Below are 17,086 nucleotides of genomic sequence, written 5' to 3'. Positions count from 1 at the left end.
AAGGCTAGACACCAGTGGCACATTCGCTCGTCGTCGATCAATCCGTCGTTGCGCCGGTCGCGGTGCAGGACGCGTTCCATCGGACGCTGCCGATCCCGCTCCCGACGCTGTTTCATCGCTGGTACGGGCCGTTCCCGCCGATCAGTGAAGTGCGCGAGCAGACCGGTGCCTGGGACGCGGTAGGTCAAACCCGGGTCGTGCACCTGGCCGGGGGTGCCAGCATGCGCGAGGAACTCACCAGCGTCGACCCGCCAAGGTCGTTCGGCTATCGGCTCTCCGAGGTCACCGGGCCGATGGCGTTGCTGGTCGACTACATCATCGGCGAATGGATCTTCGCCCCGGCCGGGGAAGGCACCGAAATCACCTGGCGCTGGGACATCCGCCCACGCTCGGCGGTGTCGGCCTGGACCCTGCCGGTGCTGGGCAGGATGTGGAAGGGCTACGCGCGCGGGGCGCTGCGCGACCTGTCGGCCTTGCTGACGCGCTGAGTTTCGACCGCTAGCGTAAAAAGCCATGTGCCGACTCTTTGGCCTACACGCCGGGACACACGCGTGCACCGCGACCTTCTGGCTGCTCGATGCGCCGGACAGCCTGGCCAACCAAAGTAGGAGAAATCCGGACGGCACCGGGCTGGGTATCTTCGACGAGCACGGCCAACCGCACCTGTACAAGGAGCCGATAGCCGCCTGGCAGGACGCAAAATTCGCGACCGAGGCGCACCGCATGACCGGCACGACCGTCATCGCCCACGTCCGCTACGCGACCACCGGATCGCTCGACATCCGCAACACCCACCCGTTCATGCAGGACGGGAGGATCTTTGCCCACAACGGCGTCCTCGAGGGATTGGACGTCATCGACGCGCGGCTGCGTGAGGTCGGCACCGACGATCTGGTGCTGGGTGACACCGACTCCGAGCGGGTGTTCGCGCTGATCACCGCCTCGATCCGGGCGCGCGACGGTGACATCACGGCCGGCCTCATCGACGCCATGCGCTGGCTCGCCGAGCACGCTGCGATCTATGCGGTGAATGTGCTGCTGAGCACGGCCACCGACATGTGGGCGCTGCGTTACCCGCAAACCCATGAGCTCTACGTGCTGGACCGATCCCACGGTGCGCCCTCGGGGGACCCCGAATTCGACTTGCACACGTTGCGGATCCACGCCCGCTCCGAGCATCTGTGCACCCGGCCGTCGGTGGTTTTCGCCACCGAACGCATGGACGGCGACACCCGGTGGCGCCTGCTCGAACCGGGGGAGCTGATTCACGTCGACGCCGGCCTGCAGGTCACCCGCGAACTGATACTGCCCGACCCGCCCAAGCATCTGCTGCGACGCGAGGACCTGAGTGTGCCGGTGGAGGACTCGCAGCACGCGCTGCCGAGCACCCGACGGTCGGCCTGACGCCGTTTGGCAGAGTGAGTGAGCGTGACAACCAAACGCGCCCTGGTGCTGGCCGGCGGCGGGATAGCGGGAATCGCCTGGGAGACAGGTGTTCTGCGTGGCATCGCTGACGAGTCGCCGACGGTGGCCCGCCTGTTGGCCGAGTCGGACGTGCTGGTCGGGACGTCGGCGGGCTCGGCCGTCGCCGCGCAGCTGAGCAGCGGCCACACCCTGGACGAGCTGTTCGACCGGCAAGTCGCCACGTCATCGGCCGAGATCGATTCCGGGGTGGACGTCGAGACCATTACCGAACTGTTCCTGAGTGCCCTGGGTGAGCCGTACAAGGAGACGCTGGACAAAACCCGGCAACAGATGCAGCGCATCGGCGCCGTTGCGCTGGCCACCAAAACGGTTCCCGCGCCGGTGCGCCGCGACGTCATCGCGCGACGCTTGCCGTCGCACCGCTGGCCGGATCGGGAATTGCGGCTCACCGCGATCGACGTCGAAACCGGCAGGTTAACCGTGTTCGACCGCGACTCCGGCGTCGACCTGGTCGATGCCGTCGCTGCCAGCTGCGCGGTGCCCGGGGCGTGGCCGCCGGTGACGATCGCGGGCCGCCACTACATGGATGGCGGGGTCGCCAGCTCGGTCAACCTCGTGGTGGCCGCCGACTGCGCGACAGCGGTGCTGTTGGTGCCCTCGGGGGTCGATGCACCATCGCCGTTCGGCCCCGGGCCCGCCGCTGAGGTCTCGGCGTTTCCGGGTGCGGCGTTCGCCGTCTTCGCCGACACCGATTCGCTGGCCGCCTTCGGGACCAACCCGCTGGATCCCGGCTGTCGCATACCGTCGGCCTTGGCCGGACGCGAGCAGGGCCGACGCGAAGCCGCGCCCATCGCACACTTCCTGGGGCTGTGACAATGCTTGGCGCACAACCGATTTGAGCGCCGCTCAGCGCTCGATCGCGGGTGGGACGTCCTGGTCGTCGTCGACTTCCAGTGCGTCCAGCGCCTCGTCCGCCAGCGCGCGGCCGACCGCAATCACCTCCACCGCCCGGTGGAACTCCAGGGCCCGGCAGGTCGACCGCGGCACTTCGATGTGCAGGTCGGGCGGATAGACGGCCAGCGTGTGGCGCGCCAGCGCGGCCTGGGCGATGTCGATGGTCCGGTTCATCACTTCGAAGCTGCCCAGTTTCGGCACGTCGGTTCCCACACCGGGCAATTCGGCGGCGTCGTCATCGGCCGCGGCCGGCTCGTCGTCCGGGGTGTCCGACCACCCGTCCGGTTCGCCGGCCGGCCCGCCCAATCTGCTCAGCACCGCCCGCGCGGTCGGCCGATCGAGCAGCGAACGGGCGGCTGCCGTGTCGAGCAGCGCAGAGGTGCTGCGCACCATGCGGGTCAACCACTCGACGGTCGCGCCCGGCTCCGGTTCGCGGTTGGTGATCGCCTCGCTGCCGGACAGGCTCACCGCGATGGTCAGGTCGGCGTTGACCGCGGCGAGCGGGGCCATCGGCAGCGGATCCAAGATGCCCCCGTCGGCGAGCAGCCGCCCGTCGACCGCGTGCGGCGCGATCACGCCGGGGATCGCGATGGACGCCCGGATCGCCTCGTCGAGCGGGCCCCGCTGAAACCACACCGACTTGCCCGCCAGCAGGTCGGTCGCCACCGCGGTGTAGGGGATGGGCAGTTCTTCGATGGCGACCGGCCCCAGGATGTCGCGCACCGCGTCCAAGATCTTGCCCGCCCGCATCACACCGGCCGCGCTGATGGACGGGTCCAGCAGCCGCAGGATGGTGCGCTGGGTCAGCGACTTCGCCCAATCCGCGAACTCGTCGAGCCGTCCGGCCGCTTGCAGCCCGCCGACCAGCGCACCCATCGACGAACCGGAGACGCCGACGATGTCGTAGCCGCGCGCCGCGAGGGCTTCGATCACCCCGATGTGGGCGTAACCGCGGGCGCCACCGCTGCCGAGCGCGAGTGCCACCCGGGTCGATTCCGAGCGATGCGGAATTTCGTCAGGCACCCCTCCATTTTGCGCGGAGGAGGTTCCTCGCCGGGCGGCGCGGGCACTTTTTTCACCCGTGATCGCAATTACGCGGCGGTGAAAAATTGGCGGGGCGCGCCGCTACCCGCATTCGTCGTTCGCGGCCGCCCGCGCCGCGACGATCACGGCGGCCTGCCGGGCCGGCGTCAACGTCGACCACGGCGCATTCCAGCTGCCCGCGGTGCCCGACGGGGTCGCCTGAACCATCGACAGATACGGCTCGAAGAGCGACGCGCCGGTCTTCGGCTGCGCGTCCATCCACTCGTGCGCGGCGTGACAGGCCTGGTAGTACTCCTCCTCGGTCGAGTCGGCGGGGACATCGACCCTGGTCGTCACGCCGGCGGGGGACAGCCCGACTGAGCCCGGCGGCGGCGACTTCGGGCCGTTGGGATTGCCGGATTGCCGCGCCGGCGGTCCCGAGGGGGCACCGCTGTGGGAACCGTGCGCGCACCCCGCGACGGCCAGCATCCCGGCCGCGGCGACCACCGCGCACCACCGCCGGGACCGGTCGCCGCTGAAGCGCACGCTCTCAATCTATGCAACACTGGCGGCCGTGATGGAGCGCTTCGGATTTTGCGAGTGTTGTCGGCCGTAATACGCCGCCGCTTGCCCTGTCCGTTTTCGCGTGAAAGTTCCCACCGTGACTTTGCCCCTTGCCGGGCCTGCGCCCGTCGCCACCGCGGTTGCCCCGCGGCCGCGCCCCATCTCCGCCCCGTCCTCCGGTCCGACCCGGCTGCGGGTGCCCGATCTGCTCTACGCCACCGACCAGGCGGCCGACGATGTGCTCAGCGGGCGCTGCGACCACCTGTTACCCGAGGGTGGCATACCCGTGTCGCGGCGCTGGTTCACCCGCATCCACGGCGACGAGGAACTCGACGTCTGGCTGATCAGCTGGGTGCCCGGCCAGCCCACCGAGTTGCACGACCACGGCGGGTCGCTGGGCGCGTTGACCGTCCTTTCCGGATCGCTGAACGAATACCGTTGGGATGGTAAAGCTTTGCGACGCCGGCGGCTCGACGCCGGCGATCAGGCCGGATTCCCGTTGGGCTGGGTGCACGACGTGGTCTGGGCGCCGCGGCCGGTCACGGTGCCCGTTTCCCGGCCCGCCGCGGGGGCGGCCAACCTCGGCGCCGCGCCGGTGCAGCCGACCCTGAGCGTGCATGCCTACTCGCCGCCCCTGACGGCGATGTCGTACTACGAGGTCACCGCTCGCAAGACGTTGCGGCGCGAACGCACCGAACTGACCGACCAGCCGGAAGGATCGCTATGAGCCGCATCGACGTCGTCTTGAGATCCGCCAGGCGCCGGTTTCGCCGCCTGCCCGCCGTCGAGGTGCCCGACGCGCTGCGGCGCGGCGCGGTGCTGATCGACATCCGGCCGCAGGCTCAGCGCTTTCGCGAGGGCGAGGTGCCCGGGGCGCTGGTGATCGAACGCAACGTGCTGGAGTGGCGCTGCGATCCCACCAGCGAGGCCAGGCTGCCCGAGGCCGTCGGCGACGACGTCGAATGGGTGATCCTGTGTTCGGAGGGTTACACGTCCAGCCTGGCGGCGGCCGCGCTGCTCGACATCGGCCTGCACCGCGCCACCGACGTCATCGGCGGCTATCACGCGTTGGACGGAGCCGGCGTGCTGAGCGAGCTGGCCGGGGGCCCGGTCAATCCGGTGTTCGCGGACAGCGGCGCCGCCGCCCGTCGCTGGCTTTAAGACGTGTCGCCGGAGTGCAGCAGCGGACGTAGTTTCGCCGTCTTGTCCGGCGTCCAGCCGGGCGGTGGCAGCACGGCCGCCCAACCGTCGGCGACGTCGGCGACGTAGCGGTGGCCATGCCCGTCGGGCACGTCCACCGCCACGGCCATGTCGGCCGACACCTGCAGGAAGGTCACCACCGGAATCCAGCGCGTCTGCGACAGCACGTCATAGCCGCGCGGTTCGCTCAGCCAGTCGGGCTTGCTGAACAACAGGTCCGGCGTCCACCAGGCGATCGGATCCGACGCGTGCTGCAGATACACCACCCGGGGGTGATCCCACGGCGCGTTGGGACGCGTCAAATTCTTTGCGCGAGCGACGAATCGGACAAACCGCCCGTCCTGGTAGATCGGTAACCACTCCGGCGATCCGCTGTCGCGCGTCGACGTCAGATCGGTCCAGATGGTGTTTTTGAAGGTCGGTCCGCTGAATAACGCTCCGTCTGTGCGCGCCAGCACATTGTTCAGACTCAAAAACGGCGCTTCGCCCCCGAACGATCCCAGGCTCTCGCCGAACACGACGAGTTTGGGCCGCTGCGCCTCGGGCATCTGGCGGATCAGCTTGTCGACGGCCTCGAAGAGCGCCTGCCCGGCGTGCCGGGCGTTTTCCTTGTCCACCAGGAACGACAGCCAGCTCGGCAGGAACGAATACTGCATGCTCACGATCGCGGTGTTGCCGTTGTACATGTACTCCAGCGCCGAGGCTTCCGCCTCGTTGATCCAGCCGGTGCCGGTGGAGGTGCCCACCGCGACGACGGCGCGCTGCAGCCCGCCGGCGCGCTGCAGTTCCCGGGCCGCCAGCTCCGCGGCCGCGATGATGCCCTTGGACGAGTCCAACCCGGCGTAGGCCCGGATCGGCTCGACGGCCGGGGTCCCGTTGAACGCGGTCAGGTCGGCGACCTTCGGACCGCCCTCGATGAAGATGCGCCCTTGGTGGCCAAGGGATTCCCACGACACCAGGGACTGGGGACCACCGGAGCGCAGCGGGGTCTTCGGCGCGGCGCTATCGGGGCTCATCTCGTCGTTGGCCGAGGCGAAGGTGTCGTTCATGGTGCGCATGGCGAACTTGAGCACGACACCGTTGAGCACGGCGACGGTCAAGACCGCGAGGGTGACGACCACGATGGTGGCCGAAAGCCGGAACGGAACGAACCGGTCCACCTGGCCGACCAGAAAGCGGACCAGCCAGCGGGTGAATTGGCCCAGTTCGACCACGGTGAACAGCACCACCAGCGATAGGACTCCCGCCAGCGGGTAGTCGTACCACTCCAGATGCGCCACGCCCATCAGGTCGCGCACGTCGTCCTGCCACACGTGGAACCAGATCGCCATGAGCACCTGGCCCACCACGCCGATCGGGATCAGCACCTTCCATGCCCAGGATGGCGGTGGGGGGCTGTGATCCTTTTCGCGCATGAACCGCACCAGCCAGACCGAAAAGACGCCCAGCCCATAGCCGATGGCGCCGGAGAGGCCGCTGACCAGCCCCTGGAACAACGGGCCGCGCGGTAGCAGCGAGGGGGTCAGCGAAAGCCAGATGAAAATCAGGCCGACCGCGGTGCCGGTGAAAGTGTAATGCCTTACCCACCAAGGTTTTTCAGTCCAGGGCAGGGTGGGCGCCGCGCGCCCGGCTCGTGGTGCGGGAGCCGGTTGCGGTGCGACGCCCGGCTCGGGCTCCTCGACGCCGTCCGCCTGGGGCCGATCTTCCTCGGTGGGTGTCGCCGAAATCGGTTCGCTCATCCAAGCGTCCTAGCGGTGGGTGAAGTTCGGCGGGCGCTTCTCGACGAATGCCGCCATCCCTTCGGACTGATCCTCGGTCGCGAAAGTCGAGTGAAACAACCTGCGCTCGTACAGAAGTCCCTCGGCCAGGGTGGACTCGAAAGCGCGGTTGACGGCCTCTTTGGCCATCCTGGACGCCGAGCGCGACATCTGCGAAATGGTGGTCGCGACGGCCTTGGCCTCGGTCAGCAGGTCATCGGCCGGAACCACCCGCGAGACCAGACCGCTTCGTTCGGCTTCCTCGGCGCCGATGGTCCGTCCGGTCAGGATGAGGTCCATGGCCTTGGCCTTGCCGATGGCGCGGGTCAGCCGCTGTGAGCCGCCCATGCCGGGTAGCACACCGAGTTTGATCTCGGGCTGGCCGAATTTCGCCGTGTCGGCGGCGATCAGCACATCGCACATCATGGCGAGTTCGCAGCCGCCACCCAGCGCGTGCCCGGCCACCGCGGCGATCGTCGGGGTACGGACCGCGGCGAGCTTGCTCCACGGGGCGAAGAAGTCGGCATCGAAGGCGTCGGCGAACGTCAGCCCCGCCATCTCCTTGATGTCGGCGCCGGCGGCGAACGCCTTGGCCGAGCCGGTGATGATGATCGCCCCGATGCCCGGATCGTCGTCGAAATCCGCTGCCGCGCGGGTGACTTCGTTCATCACCTGAGTGTTGAGCGCGTTGAGGGCCTTTGGCCGGTTCAGGGTGATGATGCCGACACGCTCTTCGCGTTCGACGAGGATGGTCTCGTAGTCTGCTTCCGTCATCTACAACCGCCTTTCTAGAAATTCAAGTCGTCGTCGACCGGAGCGAAATACGCGTCGACGTCGGCCGCGGTGACCGCGTGCAGCTGCGCCGGTGACCACTTGGGATTGCGATCTTTGTCGATGAGCTGTGCGCGGATGCCCTCCACCAGATCGTGTGAGCGCAGCGACGCCGAGGACACCCGATAGTCTTGGGTCAGAACGTCTTTCAGTGTCTCGAGTTTTGCGGCACGGCGCACCGCCTCCAGGGTTACCGACAGCGCGATCGGCGAGCGGGTGGCGATCAGGTCGGCGGCATCGTTGGCCGGCCCGCCGTCGTGGCCGCGCAGCGCGGCGACGATGTCCTCGACGGTGTCGCCGGCGAAGCATTCGTCTATCCAGTTTCGTTGCGCGGCAAGCTCACTGGGTGGCGGTTCGACGGCGTACTTATGGAGCGCCTTGTCGACGCCGTCGGTGACCACCGCGCGGCGGAACGCCTCGACGTCGGCGTGCGGGACGTAGTGGTCGGCGAAACCCATGGCGATGGCGTCGGCTCCGGAGAACGGCGCCCCGGTCAACGCGGCATGCAGACCCAGACCGCCGGGAGCCCGTGACAGCAGGTAGACGCCGCCGACGTCGGGGATGAAGCCGATGCCGACCTCGGGCATCGCGATCTTGGAGGTATCGGTGACCACGCGGGTGTTCGCGTGGGCGCTGACGCCGACGCCACCACCCATCACGATGCCGTCCATCAGGGCCACGTACGGCTTGGGAAACTCGGCGATCTGCGCGTTGAGCAGATATTCGTCGCGCCAGAAGCGTCGCGCCTGGGCCCCGTCCTTGCGCGCGCTGTGGTAGATCGAGACCACGTCACCGCCGGCGCACAGTCCGCGTTCGCCGGCGCCGGAGAGCACGACCGCGCGCACCGCGTCGTCGTCCGCCCAGCCGGTGAGGATGGCGGTCAGCGCGTCCACCATCTGCTGATTCAGCGAATTGATGGCCTTGGGCCGGTTGAGCGTGATCAAGCCGACGCTTCCCTCGACTTCGGTCAGAACCTCATCGGATTCGTCGGTCACGCCCTCGCCTCCCTCAAGCGGTCCAGGCTGGTCCAGCCCCGAGGAAGAAATCTAGATCGTCACGACCGGCGCCGTACCCGCGGGTAAGGGTTATCTTTAACGCGACGACAACGGCGAAGGCTGTGTACGCCCGCAAAACGCCCAGGTCCCCCTGGGAACCAGGGTGCAACGCCGATCGTTGAGATTGTGTTCGCACAGCTCGAAGCCGATTAGAGAGGATCCGACGGTGCGGGAGACAAGCAACCCGGTATTTCGTTCGCTGCCTAAGCAGAGGGGCGGATACGCGCAATTCGGCACTGGCGCGCCCCCGATGCAGGGCTATGGCTATGGGGCCGACCCATACGCGGCTCCGTATCAGGCTCCGTATCAGGAGGCCAAAGCTTCGCGTCCGCTGACCATCGACGACGTCGTCACCAAGACCGGCATCACGCTGGCCGTGCTGGCGATGTCCGCCGTGGTCTCCTACTTCCTGGTCGCCCGCGATGTGGCGCTGGCCATGCCGCTGGCCCTGGTCGGCGGGTTGGGCGGCCTGGTCCTGGTGCTGGTGGCCACCTTTGGCCGCAAGCAGGACAACCCCGGCATCGTGCTGGGCTACGCCGTGCTCGAGGGCCTGGTCCTGGGCGCCATCTCGTTCGTCTTCGCGCACTTCTCGGTGGCGAACGCCAACGCCGGCGCGCTGATCGGCGAGGCGGTGCTGGGCACCTTCGGGGTGTTCTTCGGCATGCTCGTCGTCTACAAGACCGGGGCCATCCGGGTGACGCCCAAGTTCACCCGCATGCTGGTCGCCGCGATGTTCGGCGTGCTGGCCCTGATGCTCGGCAACTTCGTGTTGGCGATGTTCCACGTCAACGGCGGCACCGGCCTGGGCCTGCGCAGCGGCGGCACGGTGGCGATCATCTTCTCGTTGGTATGCATCGCGATCGCGGCGTTCAGCTTCCTGATCGACTTCGATGCGGCCGACCAGATGGTCCGCGCCGGCGCGCCGGAGAAGGCGGCCTGGGGCATCGCGCTGGGCCTGACCGTCACGCTGGTCTGGCTGTACATCGAGATCCTGCGTCTGCTGAGTTATCTGCAGAACGACTAGCTCTGCCACAGAGAAAAACCGGCACGCCCCCTCGGCGTGCCGGTTTTTTCGTGTCGTGAGCCTGCGTCGAGTGTGAAGCTACGGCGCGCACATGCGGCGTGTCGCCGCCACAGCTTGACACTCGACGCAACGAAACGTCAGCTCAGCCGCTCGATCACCATCGCCATGCCCTGGCCGCCGCCGACGCACATGGTCTCCAGACCGAACGTCTTGTCGTGGGTCTGCAGGTTGTTGAGCAGCGTGGTGGCGATGCGTGCACCAGTCATGCCGAACGGGTGCCCGAGCGCGATCGCCCCACCGGACACGTTCAGCTTGTCCTCGTCGATGCCCAACTCGCGCGCCGAACCCAGCACCTGGACGGCGAACGCCTCGTTGATCTCGAACAGGTCGATGTCGCTGACCGACAGCTTGGCGCGCGCCAGCGCCTTCTTGGTCGCCTCGATCGGGCCCAGGCCCATGATCTCGGGGGACAGGCCGCTGACCCCGGTGGACACGATGCGCGCCAGCGGAGTCAGGCCCAGTTCCTTGGCCTTCGTGTCGCTGGTGATCACCACCGCGGCGGCGCCGTCGTTGAGCGGGCACGCGTTGCCCGCGGTCACCGTGCCGTTGGGGCGGAACACCGGCTTGAGTTGGCTGATCTTCTCGTAGGTGGTGCCGGGACGCGGGCCGTCGTCGGTGCTCACGGTGGTGCCGTCGGGCAGGGTCACCGGGGTGATCTCGCGGTCGAAGAACCCGCTCTTGATCGCCTCCTCGGCGCGGTTCTGGCTGCGCACTCCCCAGTGGTCCTGGTCTTCGCGGCTGATCCCGGTCAGCAGCGCAACGTTTTCGGCCGTCTGCCCCATGGCGATGTAGACGTCGGGGAGGTTGTCGTCGGCGCGGGGATCGTGCCACTCTTCGGCGCCCTGGGCCGCGGCGGTCGACCGCTCCTGGGCCTCATCGAATAGCGAGTTCTTGGTGTCCGGCCACGAGTCGGCGCTGCCCTTGGCGAAGCGGGACACGGTTTCCACCCCCGCGGAAATGAAGGCGTCGCCCTCACCGGCCTTGATCGCGTGGAACGCCATCCGGGAGGTCTGCAGCGACGACGAGCAATACCGGTTGACGGTGGTGCCGGGCAGGAAGTCGAAGCCGAGCTCGACGGCGACGACCCGCGCCAGGTTGAATCCGGATTCCCCGCCGGGCTGGCCGCAGCCCAGGATCAGGTCGTCGATCTGGTGCGGGTTCAGCGCGGGGACCTTGTCGAGGGCGGCGCGCACGATCTGGACGGTCAGGTCATCGGGGCGCATGTTGACCAGCGACCCCTTCATCGCGCGGCCGATCGGCGAGCGAGCAGTTGAGACGATGACGGCTTCAGGCATGGTGGTTCCCTTCAGATCCCTGCAGATCCCACAGATGGGGCTGGCTCGCTTCACCGCCGGGCGGGAGGTCCACGCCGAGGTGCGAGAACAAATCTAGTCGCTGCCGACCTCGGGGCACGAAGACGGGGCAGGTCCGGGCGCCGGACGCCGCCACAGCCGCGACATCACGCTGGTGCGGGTGTGTCCCTGACCGAGTACCGGCGCCGCTGGCAGCACCGCCGAACTCAGCGGCGGTGGCTCCACCTCCTCGCCCAGGGCATCGCAGAGGGCGAACAGCAGCGCGTCGGCCGCGAGCGCATAGGCGGGTGCCGCGGGGTGAAAGCCGTCGGCGGAGAACATCGCATCGGGGGTGGCACGGAATTGCGGTGCCATCAGCTGCGCCAACGGCACCGGCACACCGCCGGCCGACCGGACCGTCGCGGTCTGGGCACGGGCAAGCTGCAGGCAGCGCTCGTGCGCCAGCGACCGCAGCGGCTGCGGAATGGCGCTGATGAACCCGAGGTCCGGGCAGGTGCCGCCGATCACCACGGCGCCGCGGGCGCGCAACTTGCGGACCGTCAACCCCAGCCGCTGAGCCGACTGGCTGATGCCGTTCAGCGCGGTCACGTCGTTGGCACCGACCATGATCACCGCGATGTCCGGCGGCGGGCCGGCGACGAACATCGCGTCGACCTGACCGCACACGCCCTTGGAGGTGGCGCCCACGATCGCCTTGGTGCTCAACCGGATTCGTTTCCCGGTCTGCTCGGCCAGGCCCCGGGCGATCCGCACGCCGGGGACTTCGTCGGCGCTCATGCAGCCGTATCCGGCGGCGGTCGAATCACCGAAGATCATCAGGTGTTGGTCGACCGCCATGCCGCGGTGCCACCGCTGGACCGGGCCGCCGCCGCGCACGTACACGCCGTCGGCGCGGGGCGGGATGTCCCATGACTTCGGAATGATCGTGCGCGCGTGGGTGGCCTGGCCGACCAACAAACTCCGTGCCCCCAGGTAGGCGGTTCCTGTTGAGGCCAGCGCGCCTGCTGTGGCCAGAGCGATTGCCGAACGACGTGGCACACGCATGGTCACGCGCCCAAGTTTAGTGCGATTTCGAGGTTTGCGTGCCCCGCTGGAAAACGAACTGATCACGGTGCGAAGGAAAACTGGTATCAAATCAGCTATTTCATACGTTGTACTAAGCAACGCCTGCCAAGCTGAGGACAAGGGATTGGCTGAGCGCTCTGGCAAACGGCTGAACCAGACGCTTGGGCTCCTCGTCACATGCTGTATCGCACTACAACGGCGTAGGAAGTGTTGAGCATGACCGCACCTAGTAAGGAATCGGGGTTATCGGCAAATACCGTTTGGCCCCATGACGTCCTCAGAGCGCGTCGAGCCCAGGCGCGCAAATTCGCCATCAGCGACGGCGCCCCGGTCGAGGTCCTGGAGTCGGGACCCAGCGTGGCCGCGCGACTGGCGAACCTCACCTCGCGGCTGACCATCCGGCCGATCCTGTCCGTCGGCAGCCACGTTCCCAACCTGCCATGGCCCTGGGGTCTCATCGATCTCACGGCCCGGGTGCTGATCCCGGCGTCGGCCACCGTCCGCGAGACGGTGAAGCTGCCCCACGCGTCGGCGCAGCTGGTGCGCGCGCCCGGGGTGCTGCCCGCCGACGGTAGCCGCCGCGTGATCGTCTATCTGCACGGCGGTGCGTTCCTGACCTGCGGGGCGAATTCGCATGGCCGGCTGGTCGAAGCCCTCTCCAAGTTCGCCGACTCGCCCATCCTGGTGGTCAATTACCGTCTGCTGCCGAAGAATTCGGTGGGGATGGCGATCGACGACTGCCATGACGCATACCGGTGGGTGCGGCGGCGCGGATACGAACCGGACCAGATCGTGCTGGCCGGCGACTCCGCGGGCGGCTACCTGGCGCTCACGCTGGCCCAGCGGCTGCAGCAGGAGGGCGAGGATCCCGCCGCGCTGGTCGCGATCTCGCCGCTGCTGCAGCTTGCCAAGGAACCCAAGCAGGCCCACCCCAACATCGAGACGGATGCGATGTTCACGGCCGGGGCGTTCGATGCGCTCGGCGAGCTGGTGGCCGCCGCGGCCGCGAAGAACATCGTCGACGGGAAGCCCGAAGAGATCTACGAGCCGCTGGAGCACATCAAGCCGGGCCTGCCGCGCACGCTGATCCATGTGTCGGGCTCCGAGGTCCTGTTGCACGACGCACGGCTGGCGGCGAGCAAGCTGGCCGCGGTGGGCGTGCCGGCCGAGGTACGGGTATGGCCCGGACAGGTCCACCACTTCCAACTGGCCGCGCCGATGGTGCCCGAGGCCATGCGCTCGTTGCGCCAGATCGGCGACTACATCCGCGAGGCCGCGGAGTAGGCGCGCGCAAAGCTCCGCGGAGAGTGGCCGTGCGCCGCGCGAAACCGCCTGAGACGATGAACGCATGCGGATCGCGCAGCACATCAGTGACCTCATCGGCGGTACACCGCTGGTGCGTCTGAACTCCGTCGTCCCCGACGGCGCCGGCATCGTGGCGGCCAAGGTCGAATACCTCAATCCCGGCGGCAGCTCGAAGGACCGGATCGCGGTGAAGATGATCGACGCCGCCGAAGCCGGCGGGCAGCTGCGGCCCGGCGGCACCATCGTCGAACCCACGTCGGGCAACACCGGCGTCGGGCTGGCCCTCGTCGCCCAGCACCGCGGCTACAAGTGCGTGTTCGTCTGCCCCGACAAGGTCAGCGAGGACAAGCGCAACGTGCTGATCGCCTACGGCGCCGAGGTCGTCGTCTGCCCGACCGCCGTGCCGCCCGACCATCCGGACAGCTATTACAGCGTCTCCGACCGGCTGGTCACCGAGATCGACGGCGCGTGGAAGCCCGACCAGTACGCCAACCCGGAAGGCCCGGCCAGCCACTACGCCACCACCGGCCCGGAGATCTGGGCCGACACCGACGGCAAGGTCACCCACTTCGTCGCCGGCATCGGCACCGGCGGAACGATCACCGGCGCGGGCCGCTACCTCAAAGAGGTATCCGGCGGCGCGGTGCGCATCATCGGCGCAGACCCCGAGGGATCGGTGTATTCCGGCGGCACCGGCCGGCCCTACCTCGTGGAGGGCGTCGGCGAGGACTTCTGGCCGCGGGCATACGACGCAGGAGTGCCCGACGAGGTCATCGCCGTTTCCGATTCCGACTCCTTCGACATGACCCGGCGGCTGGCCCGCGAGGAGGCGATGCTGGTCGGCGGGTCGTGCGGGATGGCGGTGGTCGCCGCGCTCAAGGTCGCCGAGCAGGCCGGGCCCGACTCGATCGTGGTGGTGCTGCTGCCCGACGGCGGGCGCGGCTACATGTCCAAGATCTTCAACGACGCCTGGATGTCGTCGTACGGGTTCCTGCGCAGCCGCCTCGACGGCTCGACCGACCAGTCCAGGGTCGGCGACGTGCTGCGCCGCAAGTCCGGCGAGCTGCCCGACCTGGTGCACACCCACCCGTCCGAAACGGTGCGCGACGCGATCGGCATCCTGCGCGAGTACGGCGTGTCCCAGATGCCGGTGGTTGGCGCCGAGCCCCCGGTGATGGCGGGGGAGGTCGCCGGCAGCGTCTCCGAACGCGAACTGCTGTCCGCAGTCTTCGAGGGCCGAGCGAAATTGGCCGACGCCGTCGCTCAGCACATGAGCCCGCCGTTGCCGATGATCGGTGCAGGAGAGTCCGTCAGCGCGGCCGGCAAGGCGCTGCGCGATTGGGACGCATTGATGGTGGTCGAGGAAGGCAAACCGGTCGGGGTGATCACCCGCTATGACTTGCTGGGTTTCCTCTCCGACGGCCCTCGGGGGCTGTCCGGGCGCCGGTAGTCCGCGGCGCCGCGCATCTCGCCCGGCCGCGACGCGCTCGGGTACTGTTTCGGCCTAGTTCGGCTGGACGTGAGTGGAAGGTTGCCCATGACCGATCAACCGCCGCCCGGCGGCGCTGAGCCGTCACCTCCCGCGGCGCCCGGGCCCTCGGGTGGTCAGCAGCCGCCCTCGGGCGGGCAGGAGACCCCGCCTCCGCAGACGGTCACCGGCGGGTCCTATCCGCCGCCGCCTCCGCCACCGCCCTGCGGGTCTTACCCGCCGCCCCCACCGTCGGCCGGGGGATACGCGCCGCCGCCACCGGGACCGGCGATCCGCACCCTGCCGACCCAGGACTACACGCCTTGGCTCACCCGCGCGCTGGCCTTCGTCATCGACATCCTCCCGTACGTCGTCGTGCACGGCATCGGCACCGCGATCCTGGTCGCCACCCAACAAACCGCCTGCATCACCGACGTCACGCAATACTCCGTCAACCAGTACTGCGCGACGCAGAACTCGACCACCGGCATGGTGGCGCAGTGGCTGGCTTCGATAATCGGGCTGTTCTATCTGATCTGGAATTTCGGCTACCGCCAGGGCACGACCGGCTCGAGCATCGGCAAATCGGTGCTCAAGTTTCAGGTGCTCAGCGAGGTCACCGGCCGGCCCATCGGCTTCGGAATGTCGGTGCTGCGCTCGCTGGCGCACTTCGTCGACGCGATCATCTGCTTCATCGGTTTCCTTTTCCCGCTGTGGGATTCGAAGCGTCAAACGCTGGCGGACAAGATCATGACGACGGTGTGCTTGCCGATCGACGGGGCCGAGAGGCCCGCCGTCACCTAGGCTGATCGTCGATGAGCGACGACCCCAGCAGACATCCCGAGTTCACCGGACTGGCCACCAAAGCGATTCACGCCGGCTATCGGCCGGACCCGGCGACCGGCGCGGTGAACGCCCCGATCTACGCCAGCAGCACCTTCGCCCAGGACGGCGTGGGCTCGCTGCGCGGCGGGTACGAATACGCGCGCACCGGCAACCCGACCCGGGCCGCACTGGAAGCGGCGCTGGCCGCCGTCGAAGACGGCGCCTATGCGCGAGCCTTCGGTTCGGGCATGGCCGCCACCGACTGCGCGTTGCGGGCGGTGCTGCGGCCCGGCGACCACGTGGTGATCCCGAACGATGCCTATGGTGGCACCTTTCGATTGATCGACAAGGTCTTCACCCAGTGGAACGTCGAATACACACCGGTGGCGCTGCATGAGTTGGACGCCGTCGCCGCCGCGATCACGCCGCGGACCCGGTTGATCTGGGCGGAAACCCCGACCAATCCGCTGCTGTCCATCGCCGACATCGCCGCCCTGGCCGAACTGGGCAAGCAGAATTCGGCGAAAGTGTTGGTGGACAATACTTTTGCCTCGCCCGCGCTGCAGCAGCCGTTGACACTGGGCGCCGACATCGTGCTGCACTCCACCACCAAATACATCGGCGGGCACTCCGATGTCGTGGGCGGTGCGTTGGTCACCGACGACCAGGAGCTGGACGAGGCGTTCGCCTTCCTGCAGAACGGGACCGGCGCGGTGCCGGGCCCGTTCGACGCCTACCTGACCATGCGCGGCCTGAAGACGTTGGTGCTGCGCATGCAGCGGCACAGCGAAAACGCCTCGGCCGTAGCCGATTTCCTCGCCGGCCATCGCGCGGTGAGCACGGTGCTATACCCCGGACTGCGATCACACCCCGGACATGAAATCGCCGCGCGGCAGATGCGCGGCTTCGGCGGGATGGTGTCGGTGCGCATGCGCGGCGGCCGCGACGCCGCCCGCGATCTGTGCGCCAAGACCAAGGTGTTCATCCTGGCGGAATCGCTGGGCGGGGTCGAGTCGCTGATCGAGCATCCCAGCGCCATGACGCATGCCTCGACTGCCGGGTCGCAATTGGAAGTCCCCGACGATCTGGTGCGCCTGTCGGTCGGCATCGAGGACATCGCCGACCTACTGGCTGATCTCGATCGGGCGCTGGGCTAAGCGGGCCGCCACCCTCGGGGGCTAGTCGCCTCGCGACGCGGATGCCCGGTTAGCGGGGCA

The 17,086-nt window shown here is 68.3% G+C and carries 17 protein-coding genes; 10 read left to right on the top strand and 7 right to left on the bottom strand.

Annotated elements, in window-relative coordinates; all coding sequences use genetic code 11:
• Window positions 1-14: 14 nt before the first annotated feature.
• Genes A5753_RS13845 through A5753_RS13835 form a run of 3 tightly spaced genes read left to right on the top strand, consistent with a single transcriptional unit; the run spans window position 15 to window position 2,298 of the window.
• Window positions 15-488 carry an SRPBCC family protein gene (locus tag A5753_RS13845; RefSeq protein ID WP_067128710.1) on the top strand — a complete coding sequence of 158 codons (474 nt, stop codon included), beginning with the start codon at window positions 15-17 and terminating at the stop codon, window positions 486-488.
• Window positions 489-513: 25 nt separating this feature from the next.
• Window positions 514-1,404: a class II glutamine amidotransferase gene (locus A5753_RS13840; protein WP_067128707.1), complete on the top strand. Its 891-nt coding sequence runs from the start codon at window positions 514-516 to the stop codon at window positions 1,402-1,404.
• Window positions 1,405-1,428: 24 nt separating this feature from the next.
• The gene (locus A5753_RS13835; RefSeq protein ID WP_067128883.1) at window positions 1,429-2,298 is read left to right on the top strand and encodes a patatin-like phospholipase family protein; all 870 of its coding nucleotides are present in this window, start codon (window positions 1,429-1,431) and stop codon (window positions 2,296-2,298) included.
• A gap of 33 nt (window positions 2,299-2,331) precedes the next feature.
• Here the strand turns inward: A5753_RS13835 and A5753_RS13830 are convergent, their stop codons facing one another.
• A complete protein-coding gene (locus A5753_RS13830) occupies window positions 2,332-3,402 on the bottom strand; it encodes a patatin-like phospholipase family protein (protein WP_197694689.1) in 1,071 nt (356 codons plus the stop codon).
• A 102-nt stretch (window positions 3,403-3,504) separates the two neighbouring features.
• Window positions 3,505-3,948, bottom strand: coding sequence for a lipoprotein LpqV (locus A5753_RS13825; protein WP_369829316.1), 444 nt, complete (start codon window positions 3,946-3,948; stop codon window positions 3,505-3,507).
• 178 nt (window positions 3,949-4,126) lie between these two features.
• Between A5753_RS13825 and A5753_RS13820 the strand changes: the two genes are divergently transcribed.
• Window positions 4,127-4,693: a cysteine dioxygenase family protein gene (locus A5753_RS13820; protein ID WP_369829318.1), complete on the top strand. Its 567-nt coding sequence runs from the start codon at window positions 4,127-4,129 to the stop codon at window positions 4,691-4,693.
• On the top strand, window positions 4,690-5,127 hold the full coding sequence (locus A5753_RS13815; protein WP_067128698.1) for a rhodanese-like domain-containing protein: 438 nt from the start codon (window positions 4,690-4,692) through the stop codon (window positions 5,125-5,127). Before A5753_RS13820 ends, A5753_RS13815 begins: the two co-directional genes overlap by 4 nt.
• Here the strand turns inward: A5753_RS13815 and A5753_RS13810 are convergent.
• Genes A5753_RS13810 through A5753_RS13800 form a run of 3 tightly spaced genes read right to left on the bottom strand, consistent with a single transcriptional unit; the run spans window position 5,124 to window position 8,749 of the window.
• Window positions 5,124-6,905, bottom strand: coding sequence for an alpha/beta-hydrolase family protein (locus tag A5753_RS13810; RefSeq protein ID WP_067128695.1), 1,782 nt, complete (start codon window positions 6,903-6,905; stop codon window positions 5,124-5,126). The two genes, A5753_RS13815 and A5753_RS13810, sit on opposite strands and share 4 nt — an antisense overlap.
• A 9-nt stretch (window positions 6,906-6,914) precedes the next feature.
• On the bottom strand, window positions 6,915-7,697 hold the full coding sequence (locus A5753_RS13805; RefSeq protein ID WP_067128692.1) for an enoyl-CoA hydratase: 783 nt from the start codon (window positions 7,695-7,697) through the stop codon (window positions 6,915-6,917).
• Window positions 7,698-7,711: 14 nt separating this feature from the next.
• Window positions 7,712-8,749, bottom strand: coding sequence for an enoyl-CoA hydratase/isomerase family protein (locus tag A5753_RS13800; protein ID WP_067128689.1), 1,038 nt, complete (start codon window positions 8,747-8,749; stop codon window positions 7,712-7,714).
• Window positions 8,750-8,975: 226 nt separating this feature from the next.
• Here A5753_RS13800 and A5753_RS13795 point away from each other — a divergent pair, with 226 nt between their 5' ends.
• Entirely contained in the window at window positions 8,976-9,833 is an 858-nt protein-coding gene (locus tag A5753_RS13795; RefSeq protein ID WP_067128686.1) for a Bax inhibitor-1/YccA family protein, read from the top strand.
• A 137-nt stretch (window positions 9,834-9,970) separates the two neighbouring features.
• On the opposite strand, the gene A5753_RS13790 is transcribed toward A5753_RS13795, so the two are convergent.
• Window positions 9,971-11,188 carry an acetyl-CoA C-acetyltransferase gene (locus A5753_RS13790; RefSeq protein WP_067128683.1) on the bottom strand — a complete coding sequence of 406 codons (1,218 nt, stop codon included), beginning with the start codon at window positions 11,186-11,188 and terminating at the stop codon, window positions 9,971-9,973.
• 93 nt (window positions 11,189-11,281) lie between these two features.
• The gene (locus tag A5753_RS13785; protein ID WP_156656101.1) at window positions 11,282-12,244 is read right to left on the bottom strand and encodes an SGNH/GDSL hydrolase family protein; all 963 of its coding nucleotides are present in this window, start codon (window positions 12,242-12,244) and stop codon (window positions 11,282-11,284) included.
• A gap of 243 nt (window positions 12,245-12,487) precedes the next feature.
• Between A5753_RS13785 and A5753_RS13780 the strand changes: the two genes are divergently transcribed.
• The 4 genes from A5753_RS13780 to A5753_RS13765 all read left to right on the top strand — a co-directional run bounded on the left by A5753_RS13780 (window position 12,488) and on the right by A5753_RS13765 (window position 17,026).
• Window positions 12,488-13,555 (top strand): alpha/beta hydrolase, encoded by a 1,068-nt coding sequence (locus A5753_RS13780; protein WP_067128677.1) that lies wholly within the window; start codon window positions 12,488-12,490, stop codon window positions 13,553-13,555.
• Window positions 13,556-13,619: 64 nt separating this feature from the next.
• Window positions 13,620-15,026: a cystathionine beta-synthase gene (locus A5753_RS13775; protein WP_067128674.1), complete on the top strand. Its 1,407-nt coding sequence runs from the start codon at window positions 13,620-13,622 to the stop codon at window positions 15,024-15,026.
• 87 nt (window positions 15,027-15,113) lie between these two features.
• Entirely contained in the window at window positions 15,114-15,848 is a 735-nt protein-coding gene (locus tag A5753_RS13770) for an RDD family protein (RefSeq protein WP_067128671.1), read from the top strand.
• Between the two features lie 11 nt (window positions 15,849-15,859).
• Complete coding sequence (locus tag A5753_RS13765; RefSeq protein WP_067128668.1) at window positions 15,860-17,026, top strand: cystathionine gamma-synthase; 1,167 nt, start codon at window positions 15,860-15,862, stop codon at window positions 17,024-17,026.
• The last annotated feature ends 60 nt before the right edge of the window (window positions 17,027-17,086 follow it).

This window comes from Mycobacterium sp. 852002-51971_SCH5477799-a (assembly GCF_001667145.1).
Taxonomy (GTDB): Bacteria; Actinomycetota; Actinomycetes; order Mycobacteriales; family Mycobacteriaceae; genus Mycobacterium.
Note: the sequence above shows the minus strand (reverse complement) of the source record. Positions and strands in the feature narration are given on the sequence as shown.